This window comes from Streptomyces sp. NPDC044061 (assembly GCF_056434305.1).
In genome coordinates this window covers 465,996-488,034 of sequence record NZ_JBWKFL010000003.1, presented here as the reverse complement: position 1 = coordinate 488,034, position 22,039 = coordinate 465,996, and the positions used below count along the sequence as shown (strand labels likewise).

21 protein-coding genes, 2 tRNA genes and 1 riboswitch are annotated in these 22,039 nt (G+C 71.5%); of the genes, 9 read left to right on the top strand and 14 right to left on the bottom strand.

Annotated elements, in window-relative coordinates; all coding sequences use genetic code 11:
• Positions 1–8 precede the first annotated feature (8 nt).
• Positions 9–175, bottom strand: a riboswitch (cyclic di-AMP (ydaO/yuaA leader).
• Between the two features lie 235 nt (positions 176–410).
• The 3 genes from AC07CM_RS07140 to AC07CM_RS07130 form a co-directional block, all read right to left on the bottom strand.
• On the bottom strand, positions 411–1,604 hold the full coding sequence (locus AC07CM_RS07140) for a PP2C family protein-serine/threonine phosphatase (RefSeq protein ID WP_478875306.1): 1,194 nt from the start codon (positions 1,602–1,604) through the stop codon (positions 411–413).
• 177 nt (positions 1,605–1,781) lie between these two features.
• Positions 1,782–1,855: transfer RNA gene (locus tag AC07CM_RS07135), tRNA-Met, on the bottom strand.
• 66 nt (positions 1,856–1,921) lie between these two features.
• Positions 1,922–3,055: a dihydrofolate reductase family protein gene (locus AC07CM_RS07130; RefSeq protein ID WP_478875305.1), complete on the bottom strand. Its 1,134-nt coding sequence runs from the start codon at positions 3,053–3,055 to the stop codon at positions 1,922–1,924.
• A 68-nt stretch (positions 3,056–3,123) separates the two neighbouring features.
• On the opposite strand from AC07CM_RS07130, the gene AC07CM_RS07125 reads away from it, so the two are divergent.
• The gene (locus AC07CM_RS07125; RefSeq protein ID WP_478875304.1) at positions 3,124–3,660 is read left to right on the top strand and encodes a MarR family winged helix-turn-helix transcriptional regulator; all 537 of its coding nucleotides are present in this window, start codon (positions 3,124–3,126) and stop codon (positions 3,658–3,660) included.
• 117 nt (positions 3,661–3,777) lie between these two features.
• Positions 3,778–4,404 (top strand): GTP cyclohydrolase II, encoded by a 627-nt coding sequence (locus tag AC07CM_RS07120; RefSeq protein ID WP_478875303.1) that lies wholly within the window; start codon positions 3,778–3,780, stop codon positions 4,402–4,404.
• A 72-nt stretch (positions 4,405–4,476) separates the two neighbouring features.
• Here AC07CM_RS07120 and AC07CM_RS07115 read toward each other — a convergent pair.
• Both AC07CM_RS07115 and AC07CM_RS07110 read right to left on the bottom strand, forming a co-directional pair.
• A tRNA-Lys gene (locus AC07CM_RS07115) sits at positions 4,477–4,549 on the bottom strand.
• A gap of 88 nt (positions 4,550–4,637) precedes the next feature.
• Positions 4,638–6,161: an amino acid permease gene (locus AC07CM_RS07110; protein WP_478875302.1), complete on the bottom strand. Its 1,524-nt coding sequence runs from the start codon at positions 6,159–6,161 to the stop codon at positions 4,638–4,640.
• A 241-nt stretch (positions 6,162–6,402) separates the two neighbouring features.
• On the opposite strand from AC07CM_RS07110, the gene glgA reads away from it, so the two are divergent.
• Both glgA and AC07CM_RS07100 read left to right on the top strand, forming a co-directional pair.
• Positions 6,403–7,593, top strand: a complete 1,191-nt coding sequence (glgA, locus tag AC07CM_RS07105) for a glycogen synthase (protein WP_478875301.1) — start codon at positions 6,403–6,405, stop codon at positions 7,591–7,593.
• Positions 7,590–8,888 (top strand): cation:proton antiporter domain-containing protein, encoded by a 1,299-nt coding sequence (locus tag AC07CM_RS07100; protein WP_478875300.1) that lies wholly within the window; start codon positions 7,590–7,592, stop codon positions 8,886–8,888. Before glgA ends, AC07CM_RS07100 begins: the two co-directional genes overlap by 4 nt.
• 62 nt (positions 8,889–8,950) lie before the next feature.
• On the opposite strand, the gene AC07CM_RS07095 is transcribed toward AC07CM_RS07100, so the two are convergent.
• The 8 genes from AC07CM_RS07095 to AC07CM_RS07060 form a co-directional block, all read right to left on the bottom strand.
• Positions 8,951–10,171 (bottom strand): low temperature requirement protein A, encoded by a 1,221-nt coding sequence (locus tag AC07CM_RS07095; protein WP_478875299.1) that lies wholly within the window; start codon positions 10,169–10,171, stop codon positions 8,951–8,953.
• Between the two features lie 14 nt (positions 10,172–10,185).
• Complete coding sequence (locus AC07CM_RS07090) at positions 10,186–10,572, bottom strand: nuclear transport factor 2 family protein (protein ID WP_478875298.1); 387 nt, start codon at positions 10,570–10,572, stop codon at positions 10,186–10,188.
• Between the two features lie 41 nt (positions 10,573–10,613).
• The gene (locus AC07CM_RS07085; RefSeq protein WP_478875297.1) at positions 10,614–11,219 is read right to left on the bottom strand and encodes a DJ-1/PfpI family protein; all 606 of its coding nucleotides are present in this window, start codon (positions 11,217–11,219) and stop codon (positions 10,614–10,616) included.
• Positions 11,220–11,223: 4 nt separating this feature from the next.
• Positions 11,224–11,649 (bottom strand): ester cyclase, encoded by a 426-nt coding sequence (locus AC07CM_RS07080; RefSeq protein WP_478875296.1) that lies wholly within the window; start codon positions 11,647–11,649, stop codon positions 11,224–11,226.
• Between the two features lie 90 nt (positions 11,650–11,739).
• Positions 11,740–13,248 (bottom strand): mycofactocin dehydrogenase MftG, encoded by a 1,509-nt coding sequence (gene mftG / locus AC07CM_RS07075; RefSeq protein ID WP_478875295.1) that lies wholly within the window; start codon positions 13,246–13,248, stop codon positions 11,740–11,742.
• A 37-nt stretch (positions 13,249–13,285) separates the two neighbouring features.
• A complete protein-coding gene (locus tag AC07CM_RS07070; protein WP_478875294.1) occupies positions 13,286–13,759 on the bottom strand; it encodes a VOC family protein in 474 nt (157 codons plus the stop codon).
• Between the two features lie 22 nt (positions 13,760–13,781).
• Positions 13,782–14,075, bottom strand: coding sequence for a putative quinol monooxygenase (locus tag AC07CM_RS07065; protein ID WP_478875293.1), 294 nt, complete (start codon positions 14,073–14,075; stop codon positions 13,782–13,784).
• Between the two features lie 32 nt (positions 14,076–14,107).
• Complete coding sequence (locus tag AC07CM_RS07060; RefSeq protein WP_478875292.1) at positions 14,108–14,815, bottom strand: DJ-1/PfpI family protein; 708 nt, start codon at positions 14,813–14,815, stop codon at positions 14,108–14,110.
• Between the two features lie 355 nt (positions 14,816–15,170).
• Between AC07CM_RS07060 and AC07CM_RS07055 the strand changes: the two genes are divergently transcribed.
• The 5 genes from AC07CM_RS07055 (at position 15,171) to AC07CM_RS07035 (ending at position 21,101) form a co-directional block, all read left to right on the top strand.
• Positions 15,171–16,562 (top strand): MFS transporter, encoded by a 1,392-nt coding sequence (locus AC07CM_RS07055; protein ID WP_478875291.1) that lies wholly within the window; start codon positions 15,171–15,173, stop codon positions 16,560–16,562.
• A gap of 64 nt (positions 16,563–16,626) precedes the next feature.
• A complete protein-coding gene (locus AC07CM_RS07050) occupies positions 16,627–17,790 on the top strand; it encodes a ferritin-like domain-containing protein (protein WP_478875290.1) in 1,164 nt (387 codons plus the stop codon).
• A gap of 22 nt (positions 17,791–17,812) precedes the next feature.
• Positions 17,813–18,496 carry a type 1 glutamine amidotransferase domain-containing protein gene (locus tag AC07CM_RS07045; protein WP_478875289.1) on the top strand — a complete coding sequence of 228 codons (684 nt, stop codon included), beginning with the start codon at positions 17,813–17,815 and terminating at the stop codon, positions 18,494–18,496.
• Complete coding sequence (locus tag AC07CM_RS07040) at positions 18,493–20,133, top strand: MFS transporter (RefSeq protein ID WP_478875288.1); 1,641 nt, start codon at positions 18,493–18,495, stop codon at positions 20,131–20,133. Before AC07CM_RS07045 ends, AC07CM_RS07040 begins: the two co-directional genes overlap by 4 nt.
• Positions 20,133–21,101, top strand: a complete 969-nt coding sequence (locus AC07CM_RS07035; RefSeq protein WP_478875287.1) for an aldo/keto reductase — start codon at positions 20,133–20,135, stop codon at positions 21,099–21,101. Before AC07CM_RS07040 ends, AC07CM_RS07035 begins: the two co-directional genes overlap by 1 nt.
• 13 nt (positions 21,102–21,114) lie before the next feature.
• Here the strand turns inward: AC07CM_RS07035 and AC07CM_RS07030 are convergent, their stop codons facing one another.
• Positions 21,115–22,032, bottom strand: a complete 918-nt coding sequence (locus AC07CM_RS07030; protein ID WP_478875286.1) for an NAD(P)/FAD-dependent oxidoreductase — start codon at positions 22,030–22,032, stop codon at positions 21,115–21,117.
• Between the last annotated feature and the right edge of the window lie 7 nt (positions 22,033–22,039).

Below are 22,039 nucleotides of genomic sequence, written 5' to 3'. Positions count from 1 at the left end.
CGGGCGTACTCCTTTCCTTCCTCCGCCTACCGGGTTAGCTGACGGGTTCGGAGCAGGAAGGTCTCCTACGCGCGTAAACCAGATGTGGACCAGTGCGGTTCACAGCGGCATCCGCGTGATTCACCCCAAGGTGGTGGTTCCCCGGTTCCCTTACGGGATTCGGCGCGTGCGCACGGAGCCGCCTCTTGTGACGGCTGGGACGACCGCGCTGCGTTATCGAACGTTAATAGACCCACCTGTCAGATTCCAAGCCGTTCGGCTTGATCATTAACCTTTTCCCGGACGGACGTAACGTGCCAGGAGAGGCGGAAATCGGGCGAGTTGGCCGACACTCAGGAGTCACAACGGTTTTGATGGTGTCTCAGATGTTATGCGGAGGGCTTCCGTCCGATCACCGTCGGTGATACTGGTCAGGGTCGTCGTACGGCCAGCAGCGCCATGTCGTCCGTCATCCCGCCCCCGGAGTGCCGTCGCACCTCCGCGGCCAGGCGGACGAGCAGAGCGCGCGGGTCGGGGAAGCGGCGTCCGACGAGCCGGCGCCAGGGGTCGTAGAAGCGGCCGTGGGCGTCGCGGGCCTCGGACAGGCCGTCGGTGTAGAGCAGCAGGGTGGCACCGCTCGGGAAACCGGACTCGGTCGCGCGGTCGGGCCACAGGCCCAGATCGCTCATGCCTAGCGGCAGCGCGGGTTCGTGCGCGGTCAGGATCCGCAGGGTGCCGTCGTCGTGCAGCAGCAGCGGCGGGGGATGGCCGCGGTTGACGATCCGGACGACGCCGTCGCCGTGCGGGAGTTCGGCGAGGACGGCGGTGGTGAAGCCCTCGAAGGCGTCGATCCCGCCCCGCCGGGTGCCCTCGCGGGCCAGCGCGCGCTCCAGCCGTTCGGCGACCGCCTCCAGCGTGGCCTCCTGCTCGGCGGCCTCCCGGAACGCCCCGATCACCACGGCGACGGCGGCGACCGCGCCGATCCCCTTGCCGCGCACGTCCCCGACGACCAGCCGGACGCCGTACGGGCTGTCCTGCACCGCGTACAGGTCGCCGCCGATGAAGGCGTCCGCCTGCGCCGCCTCGTACCGGGCCGCGATGTCGAAGCCCGCGAGCCGCGCGTCGGGCTCGGGCAGCACGGCCCGCTGGGCGGCCTCGGCGATCTCCCGGGCGGAGGCGAGGCGCCGGTCGCCGAGGCGGACGACGCGGTTGATGGCGACGGCCAGCAGGGCGACGGTGGCCACGGTGACCACCTCGGTGACCAGGTTCACGTCCGTGCCGGTGCCGAAGCGGGCGTGCACGGCGAAGGTCGCGGCCAGGGCGGCGAGGCCGGTGAGCACCGTGGTGCGCAGCGAGGACAGGGGCGCGGCGACCAGCGGGGCGGCCGTGAAGAACGGGACGGCGGTGAAGTCGCGCGGGGTGAGCAGGTCGTACAGGATTCCGCCGGCGATCAGGAGCGCGGGCAGGGCGCGGGCCAGGCCGCGCGGCGTCGGACGGTGGCCGTGGCACTTCTCCGGCAGGAGGGGCGCGGGGTCCCGGCCGAGGCCGGGGCCGGGCACGGGGTCGCCGGGGAGCCGCCCGTCGGCCCTGGCGTACGGGCTCTCCTCCACCTCACCAGGGCGCACTGCTCGTCTCCCGTGTCCTTGACCTGCGTCCAGCGTGGCGGGAGCGGGTACGGCGGGCGACCGCTGTGGACCGAGCGGATGACTGACTGTGACGTACGCCACTCGACGTCAGGTGGGCGCGGCGGAAAAACACTCAGGGCCGGAATCCTTTGCTGGATTCCGGCCCTGAGCCTTCAGTAGCGGGGACAGGATTTGAACCTGCGACCTCTGGGTTATGAGCCCAGCGAGCTACCGAGCTGCTCCACCCCGCGTCGTTGTGACTCCAGTGTACGCCATCCGCAGAGGTCGAAGCACACGGGTTTTCCGTGAGGTGCCGCTCAGGGCAGCAGATGGGCGTTCGGCGCCTTCGCCGGACCCTCGTACTCCGGCAGCAGTACGACGTCCACGCCCGCGCCCGCCAGTACCCCGGCGCCGTCGGCCGCCGTCACGAAGGTGTCCGGCTCCCGCCAGGCCGTGACCACCCGGCGTACGCCCGCCCGCAGGATCAGCTCGGCGCAGGGGGCGGGGCGGGAGGCGCGGCGGGAGCAGGGCTCCAGGCTGCTGTAGACGGTGGCGCCGGGCAGCCGCGGGTCCGTGGGGTCGAGCTTGGCGAGGGCCGCCTCCTCCGCGTGCACCACGGGGTCGCCCCCCTCCCGGGAGTACCCGCGCGCCAGCTCCGTGCCGTCGGCGGCGACCACCACCGCGCCGACGCTGAAGGCGGTCCGCGAGGGCGGGCACAGGGCGGCCAGCTCGCAGGCGGTGCGCAGCCAGTGGCGGTCGGCGGCGGTGGGCAACCCGCCGGTGCCGGGGGCGGTGGGCTCGTAGCGCATGAGGACGACGTCCTCGATCCGGCGGGTGTCGGTGAGGCGGAGACGCCCGCCCTGGTAGGCCCCGGGGCCGAACAGGCGCGGGGCCGCCGGGTCGCCGACGAACAGCGGGGCGAGGACCAGCTGGAGTTCGTCGGCGAGGCCCTGCAGCAGGAGCTGGGTGTGGACGGTTCCGCCGCCCTCGACCATCAGGCGCCGTACACCGCGCACGTCGTGCAGATGCTCCAGCAGGGCCCGCCAGTCGAGGTCGGGGCCGAGGGGGACGACGTCGGCGGTCCGGCCGAGGGTGCGGGAGGCCCGTTCGGCGCCCTTGTCCGTCGTGTACACGAGCTTCTCGCCGCCGGTGTGCCAGAAGTTCGCGTCCGGGTCGAGGCCCCCGGAGGCGGTGACGGTGACCTTCAGGGGGTACGCGGGCCTGCCCCCGGCCACGCGGGCCGCGCGGCGCTCGGGTGAGTTCACCAGCAGGCGCGGGTTGTCGGCGCGGATGGTGCCGGCGCCGATCAGGATGGCGTCGACCGAGGCCCGTACCTCGTCGACCCGGTCGAAGTCGGCCGGGCCGGACAGCAGGAGCCGGTCGGGGCCGGTGTCGTCCAGGTAGCCGTCGAGGGAGACGGCGGCGGACAGCAGGACGTACGGGTACGGCATCGGCGCGCTCCCTCGCGGAGACCAAGACTGATCTTGGTTCAAGTTTGAAACAAACTTACACTGGCTGCATGACGACCCGCTGGCTCACCCCCGAGGAGCAGCGCGCCTGGCGCGCGTACATCGCCGCCTCCAGGCTCCTGGACGACGCGATCGACCGGAATCTCCAGCAGGAGGCCGGCATGCCGCACCTGTTCTACTCCGTGCTGGCCAACCTCTCCGAGGCGCCCGACCGGAGCCTGCGCATGACCGACCTCGCCGAGACGCTGAAGATCACACGCAGCAGGCTGACGTACGCGGTGACCCGGCTGGAGCGGGACGGACTCGTGCGGCGGGAGGACTGCAGCTGGGACCGGCGCAGCAGTATCGCGGTGCTGACGGACGAGGGGATGGCCGTGCTGGAGCGTACGGCACCCGGGCACGTCGAGACCGTCCGCGCGACCCTCTTCGACCGGCTCACTCCCGAGCAGGTGGGGCAGTTGGAGGAGATCTGCACGGAGGTCGCCCGGACACTGGAGGGGGAGGAGACGGGGGGTGCGGCGGAGGACGTGCCCTGGCGGCGGCGCTCTTCGCCCTGTTCCGGACCGCAGCAGGACCGGCTCCCGTGACGCGCGCCGCAAACTCGTTGCTTTAACTTTTAAACATGAGGTAGGGTCACCGACCGAGCAGCTGCTTCAAATCTGAAGCAGATGGCAGCAGCAAGGGAACGGAACCCGGAGGCCCGCATGCCCGACACCCCCGCCGCCACCCCGCGCGCCCGCGTCCGGGTACCGCTGCACTTCGGCGACGGCTACTCCGTCGACGCCGAACTCGTCACCTTCCACGGCCTGACCGACGGCCAGGAGCACGTCGCCGTGGTCCTCGGCGAGCCCGGTCCGGTCCCCCTGGTGCGGCTGCACTCCGAGTGCCTGACCGGGGACGTCTTCGGCTCGGCCCGCTGCGACTGCGGCCCCCAGATGCGCGAGGCGGTCGAGCGGATCGCCGAGCGCGGGGGCGTCCTGCTCTATCTGCGCCAGGAGGGACGCGGCATCGGCCTGTACAACAAGCTCGACGCCTACGCCCTGCAGGACGAGGGCCTCGACACCTACGAGGCGAACGCCGCGCTCGGCCTCCCGGAGGACGCCCGCGACTACACGGCCGCCGCGCAGATGCTGCGCGCCCTCGGCATCGGGGAACTGGACCTGCTCTCCAACAACCCGGACAAGGCGGAGCAGTTGCGCTCGCTCGGCGTGGTCGTCCGGGACCGGGTGCCGACCGGCGTCTTCACCACGGCCCACAACGTCCGTTACCTGCGCGCGAAGGTCCTGCAGACCCAGCACACGCTGCCGCTGGCGAAGTTGAGCGCCGGCTGAGCCGGGTTCCCCCGGCCCCGAAAAACGGACGTGCCCCCAGCTCGTGACGCACATGAGCTGGGGGCGTTTCCGTAGGCCCTGTGGGACTCGAACCCACAACCAATGGATTAAAAGTCCACTGCTCTGCCAATTGAGCTAAGGGCCCGGGCGATGTTGCCTGTCCGAGCATAGCCGGACGAGGCCGCGTCTCCGATCGGGTATCGGCGACCCGGCCGCGTCGGGGGGAGGAAGGGTTACTTTTCGACCGGCTCGGGCACGGGGCTGCGGGTGTGGGCCGGGTTGAGGAACCAGTGGCGGGCCGAGGTCAGCCACCAGGTCGCTGCGAAGCCCAGGACGACCAGGACGGCGACCGGGGCGTAGTTGAAGGTCTTCCAGGTGACCGGGGAGACCTGGGGCAGCATGAACAGGACGGTGATCACGGCCACCCAGGTGACGGACACCAGCCCGACCGCGACCGACCAGCGGCCCAGGTGCCACGGGCCGCGTTCGAAGGCCGCGCCCTTGCGGACCCGGAGGAAGGTCGGGACGACGTAGGCGATGTAGAGGCCGATCACCGCGATCGAGGTCACCGCCGCATAGGCGGTGGAATTGATCAGGTAGGGCAGCCCCAGGACCAGGGCGGCGAGCGCGGCCAGCCAGACCGCCGCCACGGGGGTGCGGGTGCGCGGGCTGACCGTGTGCCAGACGTGCGAGAAGGGCAGTGCGCCGTCGCGGGAGAAGGCGTAGATCATGCGGCTGTTGGCGGTGACCGAGGCCATGCCGCAGAAGAGCTGGGCGCCGATCACGACCAGCAGCAACAGCTTGCCCGTCGTCGCTCCCAGCGCGTCCAGGAGGATCTGGGCGGGGGGCGCGCCGGTCGGGGACGCCAGCTCCTTGTCGTACGACTGGATCGCGAAGGTGAAGCCCAGGAGCAGGACGAAGCCGGCGATCCAGGACGTCCAGATCGAGCGGACGATGCCCTTCGGGCCCGCCGTGGAGGCGTCGTGGGTCTCCTCCGTCATGTGGGCCGAGGCGTCGTAGCCCGTGAAGGTGTACTGGGCCATGAGGAGGCCGAGCAGGACCACGTAGAGGCCGCTGCCCCAGCCGGTCTCGTTCACGAACTTCGTGAAGACGAAGGACGCCGACCGGTGGTGGTCGGGCACGAGGGCCAGGGCGCCGACGATGACCGCGACCCCGAGGACGTGCCACCACACGCTCACGCTGTTCAGCAGGGCGACGATGCGGACCCCGAAGGTGTTCAGCAGGCCGTGCAGCAGCAGGATCGCCGCGAACAGCAGCACCGTACGGCCGGGTGTCACCTCGAAGTCGAACTGGAGGTTCAGGTAGGCGCCGAGGAAGGACGCCGCGCCGAAGTCGATGCCCGCCGTCACCGCCACCTGGCCCAGCACGTTGAACCAGCCCGTGAACCACGCCCACGCCGCCGCCGAGCGCGGGGGCGCGAGGCGGTGCGCCCAGAAGTACAGGCCCGCCGACGTCGGGTAGGCCGAACAGATCTCGGCCATCGACAGGCCCACGAACAGGGTCATCAGGCCGACCGCCACCCAGCCCCAGACGATCACCGCGGGGCCGCCGGTGATCATGCCGAAGAGGTAGAGGGTGAGGCAGCCGGACAGGACCGAGATGATCGTGAAGGAGACGGCGTAGTTCGAGAACGCCGACATCCGGCGGGCGAGGACCTGGGTGTAACCGAGCTGGGCCAGCCGTTCCTCGTCGGACAGCCCTTCCGCTCCACTGCGCACTGCCGCGTCATCTGTCATGCACCCAGCAATGCCCGCGGCGGCGCGGTGACATGCGCCCCGCCGTCGTCGCCCTAGCGTGGATCAGAGGTCCGCGGCCTCTCGTTCCCCCGCCCCGTCGCCACGAGGCCGCGGATCCCCTGGTCACACCGGGCACCCGCCTGCCGCTCCCCGCACTCCACCCCGACTCCCCCGCACCGGAGGGCGGGCCGCGGCACGCACGGAAACCGCCGCTCACGGCCACAGACGTCAGGAAGTACGGATGAACACACGCGTGGATCTGCTCACCAAGGAATTCCCGCCGGCCGTCTACGGCGGAGCCGGCGTGCACGTCACGGAACTGGCCCGGCAGCTGCGCACCCTGGTCGACCTCAGAGTGCGCTGCTTCGGCGAGCCGCGCGACGAGCCGGGCGTGGCCGCGTACCGGGAACCGCGTCTGGCGGACGGCGCGCACCCCGTGCTGCGCACCCTCGCCACGAACGTCGAGATGGGCGCCGGCTGCGCGGGGGCCGACCTGGTGCACAGCCACACCTGGTACGCGAACGCCGCCGGCCATCTGGCCCAGACCCTGTACGGCATCCCGCACGTGGTGACCACGCACAGCCTCGAACCGCTGCGGCCGTGGAAGGCGGAGCAGCTGGGGGGCGGTTACCGGCTGTCCTCGCTGGTGGAACGCACCGCCGTCACCTCGGCGGACGCGGTGGTCGCCGTGTCGCACGGGATGCGCGAGGACGTGCTGCGGGTGTACCCGGACGTCGATCCGGAGCGGGTGCACGTGGTGCACAACGGCATCGACACCGAGGTGCACCGGCCCGACCCGGGCACGGCCGCGCCGGCACGGTACGGCATCGATCCGGACCGGCCGCTCGTGCTCTTCGTGGGCCGGGTGACCCGGCAGAAGGGACTGCCCCATCTGCTGCGCGCCGCCTTCGAGATGGACCCCGCGGCTCAGCTGGTGCTGTGCTGCGGGCAGCCGGACACCCCCGAGATCGCGGCGGAGACGACCGCGCTGGTCGACGAGCTGCGCCGGGCCAGGAGCGGGGTCGTCCGCGTCGACGGCATGCTGGACACGGTCTCGCTGCGCCAACTGCTCACCCACGCCGACGTGTTCGTCTGCCCTTCGCTGTACGAGCCGATGGGCATCGTCAATCTGGAGGCGATGGCCTGCGGTACGGCCGTGGTGGCCACCGCCACCGGGGGGATTCCCGAGGTGGTGGCCGACGGGGTCACCGGGCTGCTGGTGCCCGTCGAGCAGGAACAGGACGGTTCGGGCAGCCCGCTGGATCCCAAGCGGTTCGCCTCCGACTTCGCCGCCGCGGTGAACCGGCTGCTGGCCGAGCCGGAGCGGGCCCGCGCGATGGGTGAGGCGGGGCGGGCGCGGGCCCGGGACCGCTTCTCCTGGCGGGCGGCGGCCGAGCGGGTGCTGGACATATACCGCGAGGTGCTGGCGTGACGGACGGCGCCGCCGGGGCCACGGGCCCGCTGGACCCCACGGCCGCCTTCCTGCTCGGCCTGTCCGTTCTGCTGTTCCTGACCCACGGCGCCGGCCGGCTGGCCCGCGCGGTCGGCCAGCCGCCGGTCGTCGCCGAGCTGACCGTCGGCATCCTGGCCGGCCCCTCGCTGCTGGGGACCCTCGCCCCACAAGCACACCACCTCCTCTTCGGCCCCCAGTCCCTCCCCGCCCTCGACACCCTCGCCCAACTGGGCGTGACCCTGTACGCCCTGGGGATCGGCCGCCGGTTGGCAGCCGACAGCGAGGGGTTCGGTGGGGGCGGGGGCGAGCGGGCCGGGACCGTGGCTGCTCTCGCGGTCGTGTCGTTCGGGTTGCCCATGGTGGTCGGGGTGTTGCTCGGCCTGGGGCCCGTGGGGCGGTTTGCCGGGGTGCACGGCGAGGCCGCCGGGTTCGCTCTGTTTCTCGGGTGTGCTCTGAGCGTCACGGCTTTGCCGGTGCTGGCGCGGCTGCTGGAGGCGGCGGGGCTGACCCGGACGCGGGTGGGTCGGCTGAGTCTGGGCGCGGCGGCCGTGGGGGACGCGGCGGCCTGGTGCGTGCTGACCGTGGCGCTGGTGGTCTCCGGTGCCGTACGAGCCGACCGGCTGGTCCCCGCGGGCTGCGGACTCGCGGCCGTCGCGGCGCTGTTGTGGGTGAGCCGGGGCCGTCGTGCGCGCCGGCCGGAGGCGGGGCTCCCCCTCCTGGCGGCGGGCGGGGTGCTGGCCGGCGGGGTCTCGGCGGCGCTGGGGCTGCACCAGTTGTTCGGCGCCCTGCTCTTCGGCTTGCTGCACGGCAGGCTGCGGCCCGGACCCCAGCCGGCGTTCGACACGCTGGAGAAGGTGGCCGGTGCGGTGCTCCTGCCGTGCTTCTTCCTCGGGTACGGGCAGAAGCTGGACCTCGGCGCGTTCGACTGGAGCGGGACCACGGTCGCCGTCGTCGGCGCGCTGGTGGTCGTCGCCTGCGTGGTGAAGGCGGCCGGCTGCGCGGCGGTGGGCGCGCTGCGCGGACTGCCCGCCGAAGAGTGGCTGCGGCTCGCGGTGCTGATGAACTCCCGGGGACTGACCGAGCTGGTGGTGCTCTCCGTCGGCTACCAGGCCGGACTGATCGACCGCACCCTGCTCCTCGCCCTCACCCTCATGGCCCTGATCACGACGGCACTCGTCGGCCCCGGCCTGTCCCTGCTGGACCGGCTTCGCCCGCTGACACCGGACTCCGCGAGCGCGGCCGGGGCGGCGGAGCGGGTGCGGGCGGAGGCGTAGAGGGCGAGGGCGGGACCGGCCGTCGCCGGATCCCGCCCTCCGCGTGCTGTCGTACGCCGTCCTCAGGAGTCGTGCAGGGTGTGGGGCACCGCGGGAGCGCGGGTCTCGACGAGGATCTGGCAGGACAGGCCGACCACCAGGACCGCTTCCAGGACCAGCGCGGGCAGGTCGCCGCCGGCCACGCCGAAGAGGGCGAACGCCGCCGCCAGGCCCAGGCGGGACCAGGCGCGCAGGTCGCCCCGCAGGCCCACGTTGAGGAGGTGGATGCCGCCGACCCCGAGCAGGAACACGGCCATGCCGAAGCACAGCACCGGACCGCCGTCCAGGGCCACGTGGCCGCGACCGCGGTTGGCCGCCTGGGCGGCGAGCAGTCCGCCGACACCGGTGACCGTGATGCCGCCGTGCACGAGGAGGTGGCCGTAGACGTACGCCTGGCCGGTCAGCCGCCACTTGCGCAGCGGTGAGGCGTCGACGTGGTCGAAGACCAGCCACCACTGGCAGGCGGCGATCAGGAAGGAGCCCGCCACCACGGCCAGGGTCTCGGTCCGCAGTCCGCTCGCGGCGATCCCGATCGCGTTGAGCGCGACGACCTCCCCCAGCACGATGATGGTGAACAGGCCGAACCTCTCCGGGATGTGCGAGGCGTTGAACGGCACCCGGGCCACCGCGGAGGCGGACAGGATCGGAGTGAGCAGCTCGGCCAGCAGGCCCGCCCCCCACAGCGCGTAGCAGGACGGCGCCGGCAGCAGCGCCGAGGCCCCCCAGACGGCCGCGCCCAGACCGTAGCCCTGGAGGAAGCGCCGGGTCAGGGTGCGGGCCCGGGGCACGTGGTAGTGGGCCCGCAGGTAGAGGCCGAGCAGGATCAGGCGTACGACGAAGTAGCCCAGGGCGAACCGCTTGGCGCCGGGGGTGCCCCGGAAGGCCTGGGGCACGGCCACCGACACCGAGAGCACCGCCATCATCGCGATGATCATGATCAGCCGGTAGATCCGGTCGTCGTTGTCGAACCGGTCGGCGTAGAAGGAGTAGCCGACCCAGGACCACCAGATCGGGACGAACAGTGCCCCGAAGCGCAGCACCCCCGCCCAGGTCGGGGCGTGCAGCAGGACCTCGGTCAGCTCCGCGACGGCCACCACGAAGACCAGGTCGAAGAAGAGCTCCAGGGGCGAGGCGGCCCGGTGGTGCCCCTCCTCGGGCACCCTGAGCCGCACCCGCCCCCGGTGCAGGCGCACCTTGCCGGTGTACGTGCCGCGCGCCCCGCCCGCCTCCGGCGCGCCCACCACCCCCCGCACCCCGATCAGCCCCCGGCGACCTGGGTGTGGGCGTCGTCGTGGTAGCCCTTGATCTCGGTGATCAGACCGTCGTCGCCGACCCGGAAGGTGTCGATGCCGCGGTCCTCGACGGTGCCGCCGTCCTTCTTGTGGGCGGTGATGTGGAAGGTGAACGCGGCCTCGTCACCGGAGATCACCACGTCGGTGACGCGGAACTCCACCCGGTCGATCACCTCGAAGACGCCGTCGAAGAAGGCGGTCACCGCGGCCCGGCCCCGGTTCGCGGGCGCGCCGACCGGCTCGTACTGGACCACGTCCGCGGCGAGCAGGGCGGCGAACCGCTCCCGGTCCCGCTTGGCGAAACTCTCCGCGTACCCCTCGACGGCGGCGCGGATCTGCTGCTGCTCCGGCATGACACTCTCCGTAACGTAGGTGTGGGGCGGTGCCCCGGGGTTCAGGCCGCCGCCTCGATCTCGCGGACGAAGGCGGCCATGAACTCCCGGGTCACCTGCGGGTGCTTGGCCGTGATCAGGTCGCCGTCGATCACCAGGTCCGCGGTGCCGTTGCCCGCGTAGACGATCTCGGCGCCGGCGTTCTCCACGTCGCAGACGATGTTGTGGGCACAGGTCACCCTGCGGTCGGCCAGCAGGGCGCGGTCGGCGCACAGCAGCCACAGCGAGTGGCAGATGGTGCCGACCTTCAGCCCGGGCGCGGCCATCGCGGCGCGCAGGAACTCCACGGCGGGCGCCTTGTTGCGGCTGCCCGGGCCCGGCACCTCGACCTGGTAGCGCAGCCGGTCCATGGCGTAGGCGCCGATCAGGATCACGCCCGCGTAGTCGGCCAGGTCCAGCGCGCCCACCTCGAGGGTGACGGTGACGTGCTCCTCGACGTAGCCGTTGTCGGGGTTGCTGCCGAACGTCAGCGAGGGCTGGCCCCACAGGTGGGAGACGTAGTCGACGACGTACCCCCGCTCGGGGAAGTAGGCGTTGAAGTCGCGGAACTCGGACGGGTCGAAGTGCTCCTCGATCAGGACCGCGATCCGGCCCTTGGGCGCAGGCACCGGCTCACGCTCCCAGACCGAGCGGGCCGAGCAGCTGGCGCGGGTCGAAGAAGGCGTGGACCTCCTTGATACGTCCGTCCTCGATCCGGAAGATGTTCGCGCCGCGGACCGTGATGCGCTCGCCGGTGGGCGCCGCGCCCATGAACACACCGTCGTGGGTGCCGGTGATGGTGAAGGACGCGGCGACCTTGTCCCCCTGCTCCAGCAGCTCGTCGATGGTGAAGACGCGGTCCGGGAATCCGCCGTACCAGCGCAGTGCGAACTCCTTGTAGGCCGGCAGGCCGTGGATGCCGTCCGGTGAGATCGGGTTGTCGAACACCACGTCGGGGGCGAGGATCTCGTCCGCGATCTTCAGATCGCCCGGGGCGGTCAGGAACTGCTCGTAGTACGTGCGGACGAGCTTGGAGCCCTCGTCGGAAACTTCGGCCATGGGTCAACTCCTCTGGCTTCGCTGTGCGGGGTACATGCCGGGTCCGGACCGCCCGGGGCTGTGCCGGCGGTCCGGACCCGGCCGGGTGGCTCAGGCGTCCGCGAGGAACCACTCGGCGGCGCGCTCGCCGATGACGTAGCAGGTCAGGTTGGGGTTGGCGCTGACGTGCGTGGGCATCACGGAGGCGTCGACCACGCTCAGGTTCTCGATGCCGTGCACCCGCAGCCGCTGGTCCACGACCGCGGTCCCGTCGCTGCTCGGGCCCATCTTCGCGGTGCCGACCGGGTGCCACAGGGTGGCGGAGTTCTCCCGGATGTACCGCAGCAGCGCTGTGTCGTCGTCCACCTGGCGCTGCGTCAGCCCGTCCGACAGACCGCTGGAGAGGTCCCGGATCTGCTTGGAGTTGGCGATGGCCCAGGCCTGCCGGACCCCGTCCAGGGCGATCCTGCGGTCGGCGTCGGTGCCGTAGGAGTTCAGGAAGATCTCGGGCTGCACCGTGGGGTCGGCGCTGCTGAGGGAGACCCGGCCACGGCACTCCGGCTTCTGCAGCACGCTCATCACGCTGATCGGCCGGTGGGTGACCGGGACGTAGCGGCTGACGAAGTACATCTGCATGTCGTTGAACTGCCGCGAGCCCGGGTTGGTGTAGCGGACCAGGACCTGGACGTCCGGGTCGTCCGGGTCGGTGACGCCCTCCTTGGGCAGCAGGCCCACGGTGATCTGCTGGTGCTCGATCAGGTTCTCGCCGACGTTCGGCTGGTCGAGGACGACCTCGATCCCGAGGGCGCGCAGCCGCTCCTGCGGGCCGACACCGGAACGCAGCAGGATCGCGGGCGAGTTGAGCGCACCGGCGGACAGGGTGACGCGGTCGCCGTAGACCTTCTCCAGCCGGCCGCCGGTCTCCACCTCGACGCCGACCGCCCTGGTGCCCTCGAAGAGCACCCGGTGCACGGTGGCGCCGGGGCGGATGGTGAGGTTCTTCCGCTTGCGGGCCTCGGTGAGGTAGGCGACCGCGGTGGAGACGCGCAGGTCGCCGCGGCGGTTCATGGGGATCATGCCGACGCCGGTGGACTCCGGGTCGTTGTGGTCCTCGACGTAGCCGAAGCCCTGGTCGAGGCAGGACTCCAGGTAGGCGGCCTGGAACGGCACCAGCTGGTCGCGGGTGTGCCGGACGATCGGGGTGGGGCCGCCCCTGCCGTGGTACGGGCCGTCGAAGTCCTGGTCGTCCTCGATCCGGCGGAAGTAGGGGAGGAGTTCGTCCCACGACCACGAGTCGTTGCCGAGCTGGGCCCACTCGTCGTAGTCCGCCGGGATGCCGCGCAGCGCGATGGCGCCGTTGACGGCCGAGCAGCCGCCGGCCACCTTGCCCCGGGCGTACGTCAGCGAACGGCCCGGGACGGCCTCGGCCGAGTAGCCCCAGTCGTGCTCCTCCACGGACACGGTCCGCGCGTTGGTGATGTCGCCGGGGATCTGGGAGACGTCCGCCCAGTCGGGTCCGGCCTCGAGGAGCAGGACGTTGACGCCGGCGTCCTCGGTGAGTCGGCTCGCGAGCACGGCACCCGAGGAGCCCGCGCCGACGACTATGTGGTCATACTTCATGGGTTCTCCCTCTCCGAACCGCTACCGGGGTCCGCCTTCACAGACCCGGGAACTCATCGGTCTCGATCCAGGTCTCGATGGCCTGCTTCTCCGCGAGATCGACGTACTCGTACCGGACCCCCAGGGCGTCGGGTTCCGTGATGATCCAGCCCGGGGTGGCGCCCTCCGCGCTCCGGGACACCGCCTCGACGCCGATCCCCTCGGCCTCGAGCGCCTCGAGGCGGCCCTCCATGTCCGGCTCCCAGAGACCCAGATAGAGGATCCGGCCCTCCTTGGCGGACGAGAAGATTCCCTCGTCCCCGTCGGACTCGATCAACTCGTAGTAGGGCGGACCCTGTTTCGAGAAGGCCACATGCACGACCTGCTCGTGCGGGTGCGGATCCTCGAGTCGCGGATTCGTCACGTGCGCGGGCTTGGTGAATTCCAGCCCGTGTATCCGCGAGTAGTATTCGATCGCCTTCTCCAGATCGGGGACGACCACGCCGATATGGAAATACGGCTGCTCGCTCATGTCCGCTCCCTGAATTTCCCGTTCACTGCTCGACCGGGACGTACGCGTCGAGCTGCGGCGGCTGCGCGAGGTACGTCAGCATCTCCGGGACGATTTCCGCCAGGTACTGCTTGGCGCTGTGCTCGGCGAGCGCCGCGTCGTCCACGTACTGCTCGACGACCAGGTACTTGCGGGGCGTGGTCCGGTGCCGTACGAACTCGAACACCGGGGTGCCGGGCTCGTTCTCCCTGACCTGCTTCACCAGGAGCTTCAGCAGCTTCTCGAAGGGCTCCTCGCTGCCCTCGGCGACGTCCAGGACGGTGGTGCACGTGATCACTGGTCCTCCAGTCTGCTCGGCCGGCAGGGGGGTCAGTGCAGCGGCGGCAGCAGGATGTCCGCCGTCTCGTCCTGGATCTTGGCCTCGGCCTCGGGGTAGTTGAACAGCTCGGTGCCGACCGGGCCGAACAGGGAGTACCCCTCGGCGGCGCGGGTGTCGAACCACATCGACATCTCGCGGCCGACCTCCTCGCCGAACAGGTGGTTGACCATCGCCAGCGTGCCGGCGTTGATCGAGGCGGCACCGGCGGTGGTCCAGATCCGGTCCTCGGGCACGCCGAGCCACATGCGGCGCGGCTCCACGACGTTGGCGCCCTCTTCCTTGAGCCGCCGCGAGATGGGCGGGCTGCAGGTCACCGGGGTCTTGCCGAGGATGCCGGCGCGCTGCAGGATGCCGACGCCGACGCAGTTGGCGCCGATGAACTTTCCGTTGACGTGGTGGTGCCGGATCGTGTCGAGGATCCGCTCGTTCTTGGTGGCGACACCGGAGCCGCGGCCGCCGGGGATGTACAGCACGTCGTAGAGGTCGTCGTCCTGCAGCACCGCGTGCGGCTCGACCCGCGCGCCCATCTGCATGGTGACCGGGCCCTCCTCCAGGGCCACCAGCTTGACCTCGATGTCCTCGCCGGTCGTCTCCTTCAGATAGACCGCGACACCGATCAGGATCTCCCAGGGAATGATGGTGTCCGACTCGCTGCATCGGTCGTACGCGAGTACCGCGATGCTCTTGATCTCAGTCATGGAATCCTTCTCCGCTCGACTCCGGAATACCGGTCCGGCATTCGCCCGACACTCGGACCCAGCACGGAATTACCGGTCTCTGGTGGCGAAGCTAGCGCGCCCCGGAATATCGTCAGAGCCTTCGGTGAATACTTCCTGACCTCCCAAGCGGGTGCCGGGCGGAACGGAATTCTTCGCGAACTCGTGGGTACTTCCTGAACTCGGACGCACGTTCAGGACGCCACGGGACGCCGCGGCACCCGGCGGGCCGGCGGGAGCAGCCCTGGCGGCCGCCGATGCCCCGCGCATCAGGCCGAGTTCACGAAGTCGATCCGGGTTTCTGGCCGCCCGCGTGGGCCTCGGCAAGCCTGACGCCATGACATCTGAGAGCTCTGAGCTGCTGACTCGGCCGTCCGGCGAGCGCCGGGCGGCACGGCGGAGCACCCGGACCGCTGGTCGTTTCATCGGCATTGTCGTGGGCAACTTCCTGGTCCTGCTCGACGCCTCCATCCTGAACGTGGCGGTGCCGGACCTGCGGGACGATCTGCACGCCTCGGCGAGCGCGCTGCCGTGGACGGTGGACGCGTACACCGTGGTGTTCGCCGGCCTGATGCTGGCCGCCGGTTCCATCGCGGACCGCTGGGGGCCGCGGCGGATCTACCGGGCGGCCCTGATCTCGTTCGGCATCGTCTCGGCGCTGTGCGCGGCGGCGAACTCCGCCGGGCTGCTCATCGTCGGACGTGCCCTGCTGGGCGTCGCCGCGGCGGGCCTGGTGCCCGCCTCGCTCGCCCTGCTCGCCGGGCTGTACCCGGACCCCGCCAAACGCTCCCGCGCCGTGGGCGCCTGGGCGGCGATCAGCGCACTCGGTCTGGTCTCGGGACCCGTGCTCGGCGGTGCCCTGGTCGCCCTCGGCGGCTGGCAGCTGGTCTTCCTCGTCAACCCGCCGATCGCGCTGATCACCGTGGTGCTGGCGCGGAAGCTGTCGGCCGACCGGCCCGCCACCCACCGGCCGATCGACTACCCCGGACTGCTGCTGTCCATCATCGGCCTGGGCGCGCTCACCTTCGGGCTCGTCGACGGCGGCACCGACGGCTGGGCGCGTCCCGTACCGGTGACCACCATCCTGATCGCGGTACTGGCCTTCGTCCTGCTCGCCGTCGTGGAGCGCCGCGCCGAGGAGCCCGCGCTGCCTCCGGCGCTGCTGTCGCTGACCCGGGTGCGGGCCGACCTGGTGGCCGGCTCGGCCGCCTCGTTCGCCTTCTACGGGCTGCTGTTCGCGATGACCCAGTGGATGGTCGAGGACCGGAACATGTCGGCGCTCCGGACCGGACTCGCGTTCCTGCCCATGACGCTGCCGCTCGCGGTGCTGCCGTTCTTCACCGGCCGCCTGGTCGCGAAGATCGGGACCAGGCCGCTCATCCTCTTCGGCCTCGCCGCCGGTGCCCTCTCCGGCACGATCCTGTCGTTCTCCGGGACCGAGACCCCGCTCGCGCTGCTCGTCGCGGCCCAGCTGGCCCTCGCGCTGTGCGCCACCACCGCGATCCCCGCCTCCACCGCCGACATGGCGACGGCCGCGCCGCAGCGCTTCGCCGCCACCGCCCAGGGCGCGCTGAACGCCTCCCGCCAGGCCGGCTCGGCGCTCGGCGTCGCCGTGCTCGGCACGCTGGGCTCGATGCACCGGATCGGCCTCGGCGTCGTGGTGCTCGGCCTCGGCTCGCTGCTCGTGGTGGGCCTGCTCAGCCGGCCGAAGGCCGCGCGGGACGCCTGAACGGCGCGGCGGCACACGTCACTTCCCCCTCTCGCCCCACCCACCCGACGAAAGGTAGCGAGCCATGACCACCGCCCAGGACGAGACCGTCAAGGCCCCGGTCCGGCGCAACGTCGCCTGGATCCGCTCCGCGCTGCAGACGGCGATCGAGCTGGAGCACTCGACCCTGCCCATCTACACCGCGGCGATGCTCTCGCTGGAGGTGCAGAACTTCACCAGCTACAACGCGATCCGCAGCGTGCTGATGGAGGAGATGGTGCACATGTCCATCGCCGCCAACATGCTCGCCGCGATCGGCGGCCGGCCCAGGATCAAGGACCTCGACCCGAAGTTCCCGTCGCACGGCCTGCCCGGCGGTGTGGAGCCGGACCTGCACATCGGGCTCGCCAGGCTCTCCAAGGCGCAGCTGCGCAACTTCATGCGGCTGGAGTCCCCGCTGTTCCTGCTGCCCGAGGAGTACGGACACGAGGACTTCCCGACGATCGGCAAGCTCTACGCCCAGATCAGGGACGCCATCGTCGCCAACGCGGCAGAACTCCGCGCCGCCGTGCAGGGGGGCGGGGTCGCCAACCAGGTCGGCGACAACATCGGCTTCAAGACCATCGTGCCGACGCCGGGCGTGGACCCGGTGGACCAGCTGCTCGAGGGCATCGACGAGATCCTGGAGCAGGGTGAGGGCGCGTCCAGCGGGACGATCCGGGCCGGTGCCGCCTACCAGAACGAGGAGTCCCACTACGGGAAGTTCGCGGAGCTCTGGTACGGGCGCACCTACCGCGAGCCGGAGCCGGCGGTGCCGCTGACCCCCGAGACCGAGGCCGTGCACTTCCAGGGCGCGAAGATCAGCTGGCCCTCGGTGATCAACACCCTCGCGGTCCCGTCCGACGGCTACGAGAAGCTGCTGGCCGAGGACCCGGACGGCGCGGAGATCAGGGAGGCGCTGCTCGTCTTCGACCAGGACTACACCGACATGATGGCCCACCTCGACGCCATGTGGAACGGCGACCCCGAGCAGCAGTGGCCGACCTTCGGCGAAGCGGTCCACAACATGATGAAGCTGCGGGTGTTCTCGTCCTTCACGTTCATGCAGCGCCGGATCCCGCAGGCGCTCATCGACGACCTGCCGCGCCTGTACCCGGCCGAGTTCGGCTTCCTGCACCAGTACAGCGACCTCGACCAGCCGGTGTTCTACGGCCCCCGCTTCCGCAACCTCGCCGCCTCCCAGGCCTGAAGTCCCCCGCAGGAGAGAGACCATGTCCCGTACGAAGAGGGTCCTCATCGTCCTCACCAGCCACGCGGAGCTGGGCGACACCGGCCGCAGCACCGGCTACTACATGCCCGAGGTCGCCCATCCCTGGCGGGTGTTCACCGAGGCGGGCCACCAGGTCGATCTCGCGTCCGTGCGCGGCGGCCGTCCCCCGGCCTCCGGGACCGACCTGAGCGACCCGGTCCAGAAGGCGTTCCTCGAAGACCCCGGGATGACCGCGAAACTCGCCGACACGCTCCGCCCGGAGGACGTGGACCCGTCCGCCTACGACGCGATCTTCTTCGCCGGCGGCCACGGCACCATGTGGGACTTCCCCGGCAACCCGGCCCTGTCCGCGCTCGCCCGCGACATCTACGAGGCGGGCGGCGTGGTCGCGGCGCTCTGCCACGGCCCGGCGGCCCTGGTCGGGGTGCGGCTCTCCGACGGCCGCCCGCTGGTGGACGGCAAGCGGCTGACCGCCTTCAGCAACGCCGAGGAGGCCGCCGTGGGCCTGACCGGCGTCGTCCCGTTCGCGCTGCAGACCGCGCTGGAGGAGCTGGGCGGCAAGCACGAGGCGGCCCCCGAGTTCGCCGCGCACGCGGTGCGCGACGGCCGCCTGGTCACCGGCCAGAACCCGGCGTCCGCCACGGACACGGCGGTGGCCACGGTCGAGGCCCTGGCGGACGCATGACGGCACCCGTGACCGGAGAGGCGGCCGACGACGACGCCGTGGCGGTGGCGGACCACGACGCCGTGGCCGTCCTCGTCCCGCAGCCGGCGGCGCCGACGGGCGCCGCCCGCTGGTTCGTCCTGGCCGTCGGACTCACCTGCACCTTCCTGGTCGTCGGCGGCGTCTCCATCGCCAACCTCGCGATGCCCTCCCTCCAGGAGACCCTGCACGTCGGGTTCGGGGCCGTGCAGTTCGTGGTGGCCGGGTACGGGCTGGTGTACGCCGTCTTCCTGATCACGGGCGGCCGGCTGGGCGACGTGCTGGGCCGCCGCCGCGTGCTGCTCTGGGGCCTCGTGCTGTTCACCGCCGCCGTCCTGGTCAGCGGCCTCGCACCCGACGCGCCCGTCCTCATCGGCGCCCGTCTGGTGCAGGGCTTCGGCGCCGCGCTGATCTACCCGCAGATCCTGTCGATCATCCAGGACACCTTCGAGGGCGCCGAACGCAACTTCGCACTGGGCCTGTTCGGCGCCACCATCGGCGTGGCCATCGTCGTCGGCCAGCTGGTCGGCGGCGCGCTGATCCAGCTGAACCTGGCCGGGCTCGCCTGGCGCCCCGCCTTCCTGGTGCTGGTCCCGCTCGGTACCGCGGCGCTGCTCACCGGCCGCCGGGTCATGGCCCGGGACCAGCCGGCCGGCCGGCCCCACCTGGACCTGGCCGGCACCGGTCTGCTCGGCGGCGCCCTGCTGCTGCTCGTGCTGCCGCTGCTGGTCGGCCCTGGGGCCGGCTGGGCCTGGTGGACGTGGGCGATGTTCGCCGCCGCCGTGCCCGCGTTCACCGTCTTCATCCGCTACGAGCGGCACCTGGACCGCATCGGCCGCACCCCGCTGCTGCGCCCGTCCCTCTTCGCACAGCGCGCGTTCGGCGTGGGCATCGCGATCGGCGTCCTGTACTTCATCACCATCGTCGGCCTCGCCGTCTACACCTCGCTGACCTTCCAGGTCGGCCTCGGCCTCAACCCGCTGCAGGCGGGGCTCGCCTTCGCCCCGGTCGGCATCGCTTTCTTCGCCTCGTCCCTGGTGGTGCCCCGGCTCGTCCCGCGGCTGGGCCGGGCCGTGCTGGTCCTCGGGCACGTCCTGCTGCTCGGCGGCCTGACCGCCGCCTGGGCCACCGTGCGCGGCGCCGGGTCCGGCCTGTCGGCGGGCGAGCTGGCGCTGCCGCTGCTGCTGGTCGGCACGGCCCAGGGCCTGACGATGTCCCCGCTGATCGGGATCGTCCTGACCGGCATCCGCCCCACCGACAAGGGCTCCGCGTCGGGTGCCCTGACCACCGCGTTCCAGATCGGCCAGGCCCTCGGGGTGGCCGGAATCGGCACGGTCTTCTCCGTCCTCGGTGCCCGCCCGGGCGTGGCCGGAGCGTCAAGCCGTTACCAAGTCGCGTATCAATCCGCCCTGTTGCTCATGGCGGCGCTTACGCTGGTCTCGTTCGTCCTGGTCTATGCACTTCCGAACCCGCACGACAGCCGGCCCCACCACCACTTCCTGTGGGTGCGGCACGGCCGCCGCACCGGGCTCGCCCAGGCCTTGTACCTGCTGACCGGCGGCCACGCGGTGGGCCGCCGGCTCAGCCACTGGTTCCACCACCACGAAGGGAAACACTGATGCGTCAGGTCGCTCTGGGCAGCCAGGGTCTGCGAGTCTCCGCGCAGGGGCTCGGCTGCATGGGCATGAGCCAGTCGTACGGAGTCGGCAACGACGAGGAGTCGATCAGGACCATCCACCGGGCCCTCGATCTGGGCGTCACTCTGTTCGACACGGCCAACGTGTACGGGGCGACCGGCCTGTACGGCGTCGGCGCCAACGAGAAGCTGGTCGGGTACGCGCTGCGGGAGCGCCGGGACGAGGTCGTCCTCGCCACCAAGTGCGGCATCGTCGACGTGAAGCCCGGCGCGGGCATGGTGCTGCGGGCCGACCCGGACTACATCCGGCGCTGCATCGACGAGTCGCTGGAACGGCTCGGCGTGGACCACGTCGACCTGTACTACCTGCACCGGGTCGACCCGAAGACCCCCGTCGAGGAGTCCGTCGGCGCCATGGCGGAGCTGGTGGAGGCGGGCAAGGTCCGCTACATCGGCGTCTCGGAGGTGACCGCCGACGAGCTCGACCGCGCCCACGCCGTGCACCCGATCACGGCCGTGCAGAGCGAGTACTCGCTGTGGAGCCGCGAGCTCGAGGCGGGGGTCCTGCCCACGGCCCGCCGGCTGGGCATCGGCGTGGTGCCCTTCTCGCCGCTCGGCCGGGGCTTCCTGACCGGCGCGGTCACCAGCCAGGACACCATGGCCGCGAACGACATGCGCCGCAACCTGCCCCGGTTCTCGCAGGACAACCTGGACGCCAACCAGAAGGTCGTGGACGTGATCCGGGAGATCGCCGCCGCCCACGAGGTGCAGCCCGGCCAGATCGCGCTGGCCTGGGTGCACGCCCAGGGCGGCGACATCGTTCCCATCCCGGGCACCAAGCGGGTCGGCTACCTGGAGCAGAACACGGCCGCCGCGGACATCACCCTGACCGAGGACGACCTGTCCCGACTGGCCGAGGCGGCCGCCCAGATCCAGGGCGCCCGCCGCTGAGCCGTGTGTGACCTCAGTCCGCCTTCAGCTCCGGCGGATGCAGGAAGTAGTTGGCGGCCGACGCCGCCTGTGCTCCCTCGTGGACGGCCGCCGTCACCTGGTGGGAGTGCAGCGCGGTGAGGTCGCCGGCCGCGTAGACGCCCGGCACACTGGTCTTCTGCTCGGAATCCACCTGGACGTATCCGGTGGGGGCGAGCCGGACGCCGAGCTGCCGGGCGAGCGTGGTCTCGGGGGTGGCGCCCTGGATGGAGAAGAGGGCGTCCAGCTCCAGCCGTCGGCCCGCGCGGGTCACCACCGCGGAGAGGATCCCGTCCGCGCCCTCGACCTCCCCGATCCGGTCGTGCACCACCGGGATGCCGGCGCCCTGCAGACGGCGCCGGAACTTCGGGCTGATCTCGTCGCTCGCGCTGTTCGTCAGCAGCCGCACCCGGTCGGTGAGACTGTGCAGCTGCATGGCCTCCCCCGCGGCCGCGTCGGTGTGGCCGACGACCAGGATGCTGTGCCCCCGGTTCTCGTACCCGTCGCAGGTGATGCACCAGAACATCGACCGGCCGACGTACGACTCCCAGCCCGCGAAGTGCGGGAAGTGGTCGAGGACACCGGTGGCCAGCACGAGGGACCGGGCCCGCCAGGAGTGCCCCTGGGAGCGGACCGTGAAGCCCCGCTCGGCATCGCCCTCGGCATGCGTGATCAGGTGGTGCAGAACCAGGGCGCCCGGGTAGCGGCCGAGCTGCTCCCGGCCGAGCTTGCGCAGGTCCACGGTCGGGATGCCCTCGGGGAAGCCGAGGTAGTTGTGGTTGGTCTGGTGGTGCGTGGAGCGCCCGTGGCCGGTGTCGAAGACCAGGACCTCGCGGTTGTAGCGGGCCAGGTAGAGCGCCGCGGAGAGACCGGCCGGGCCGCCCCCCACGACGATGGTGTCGGCGATCCTCATGGACGGG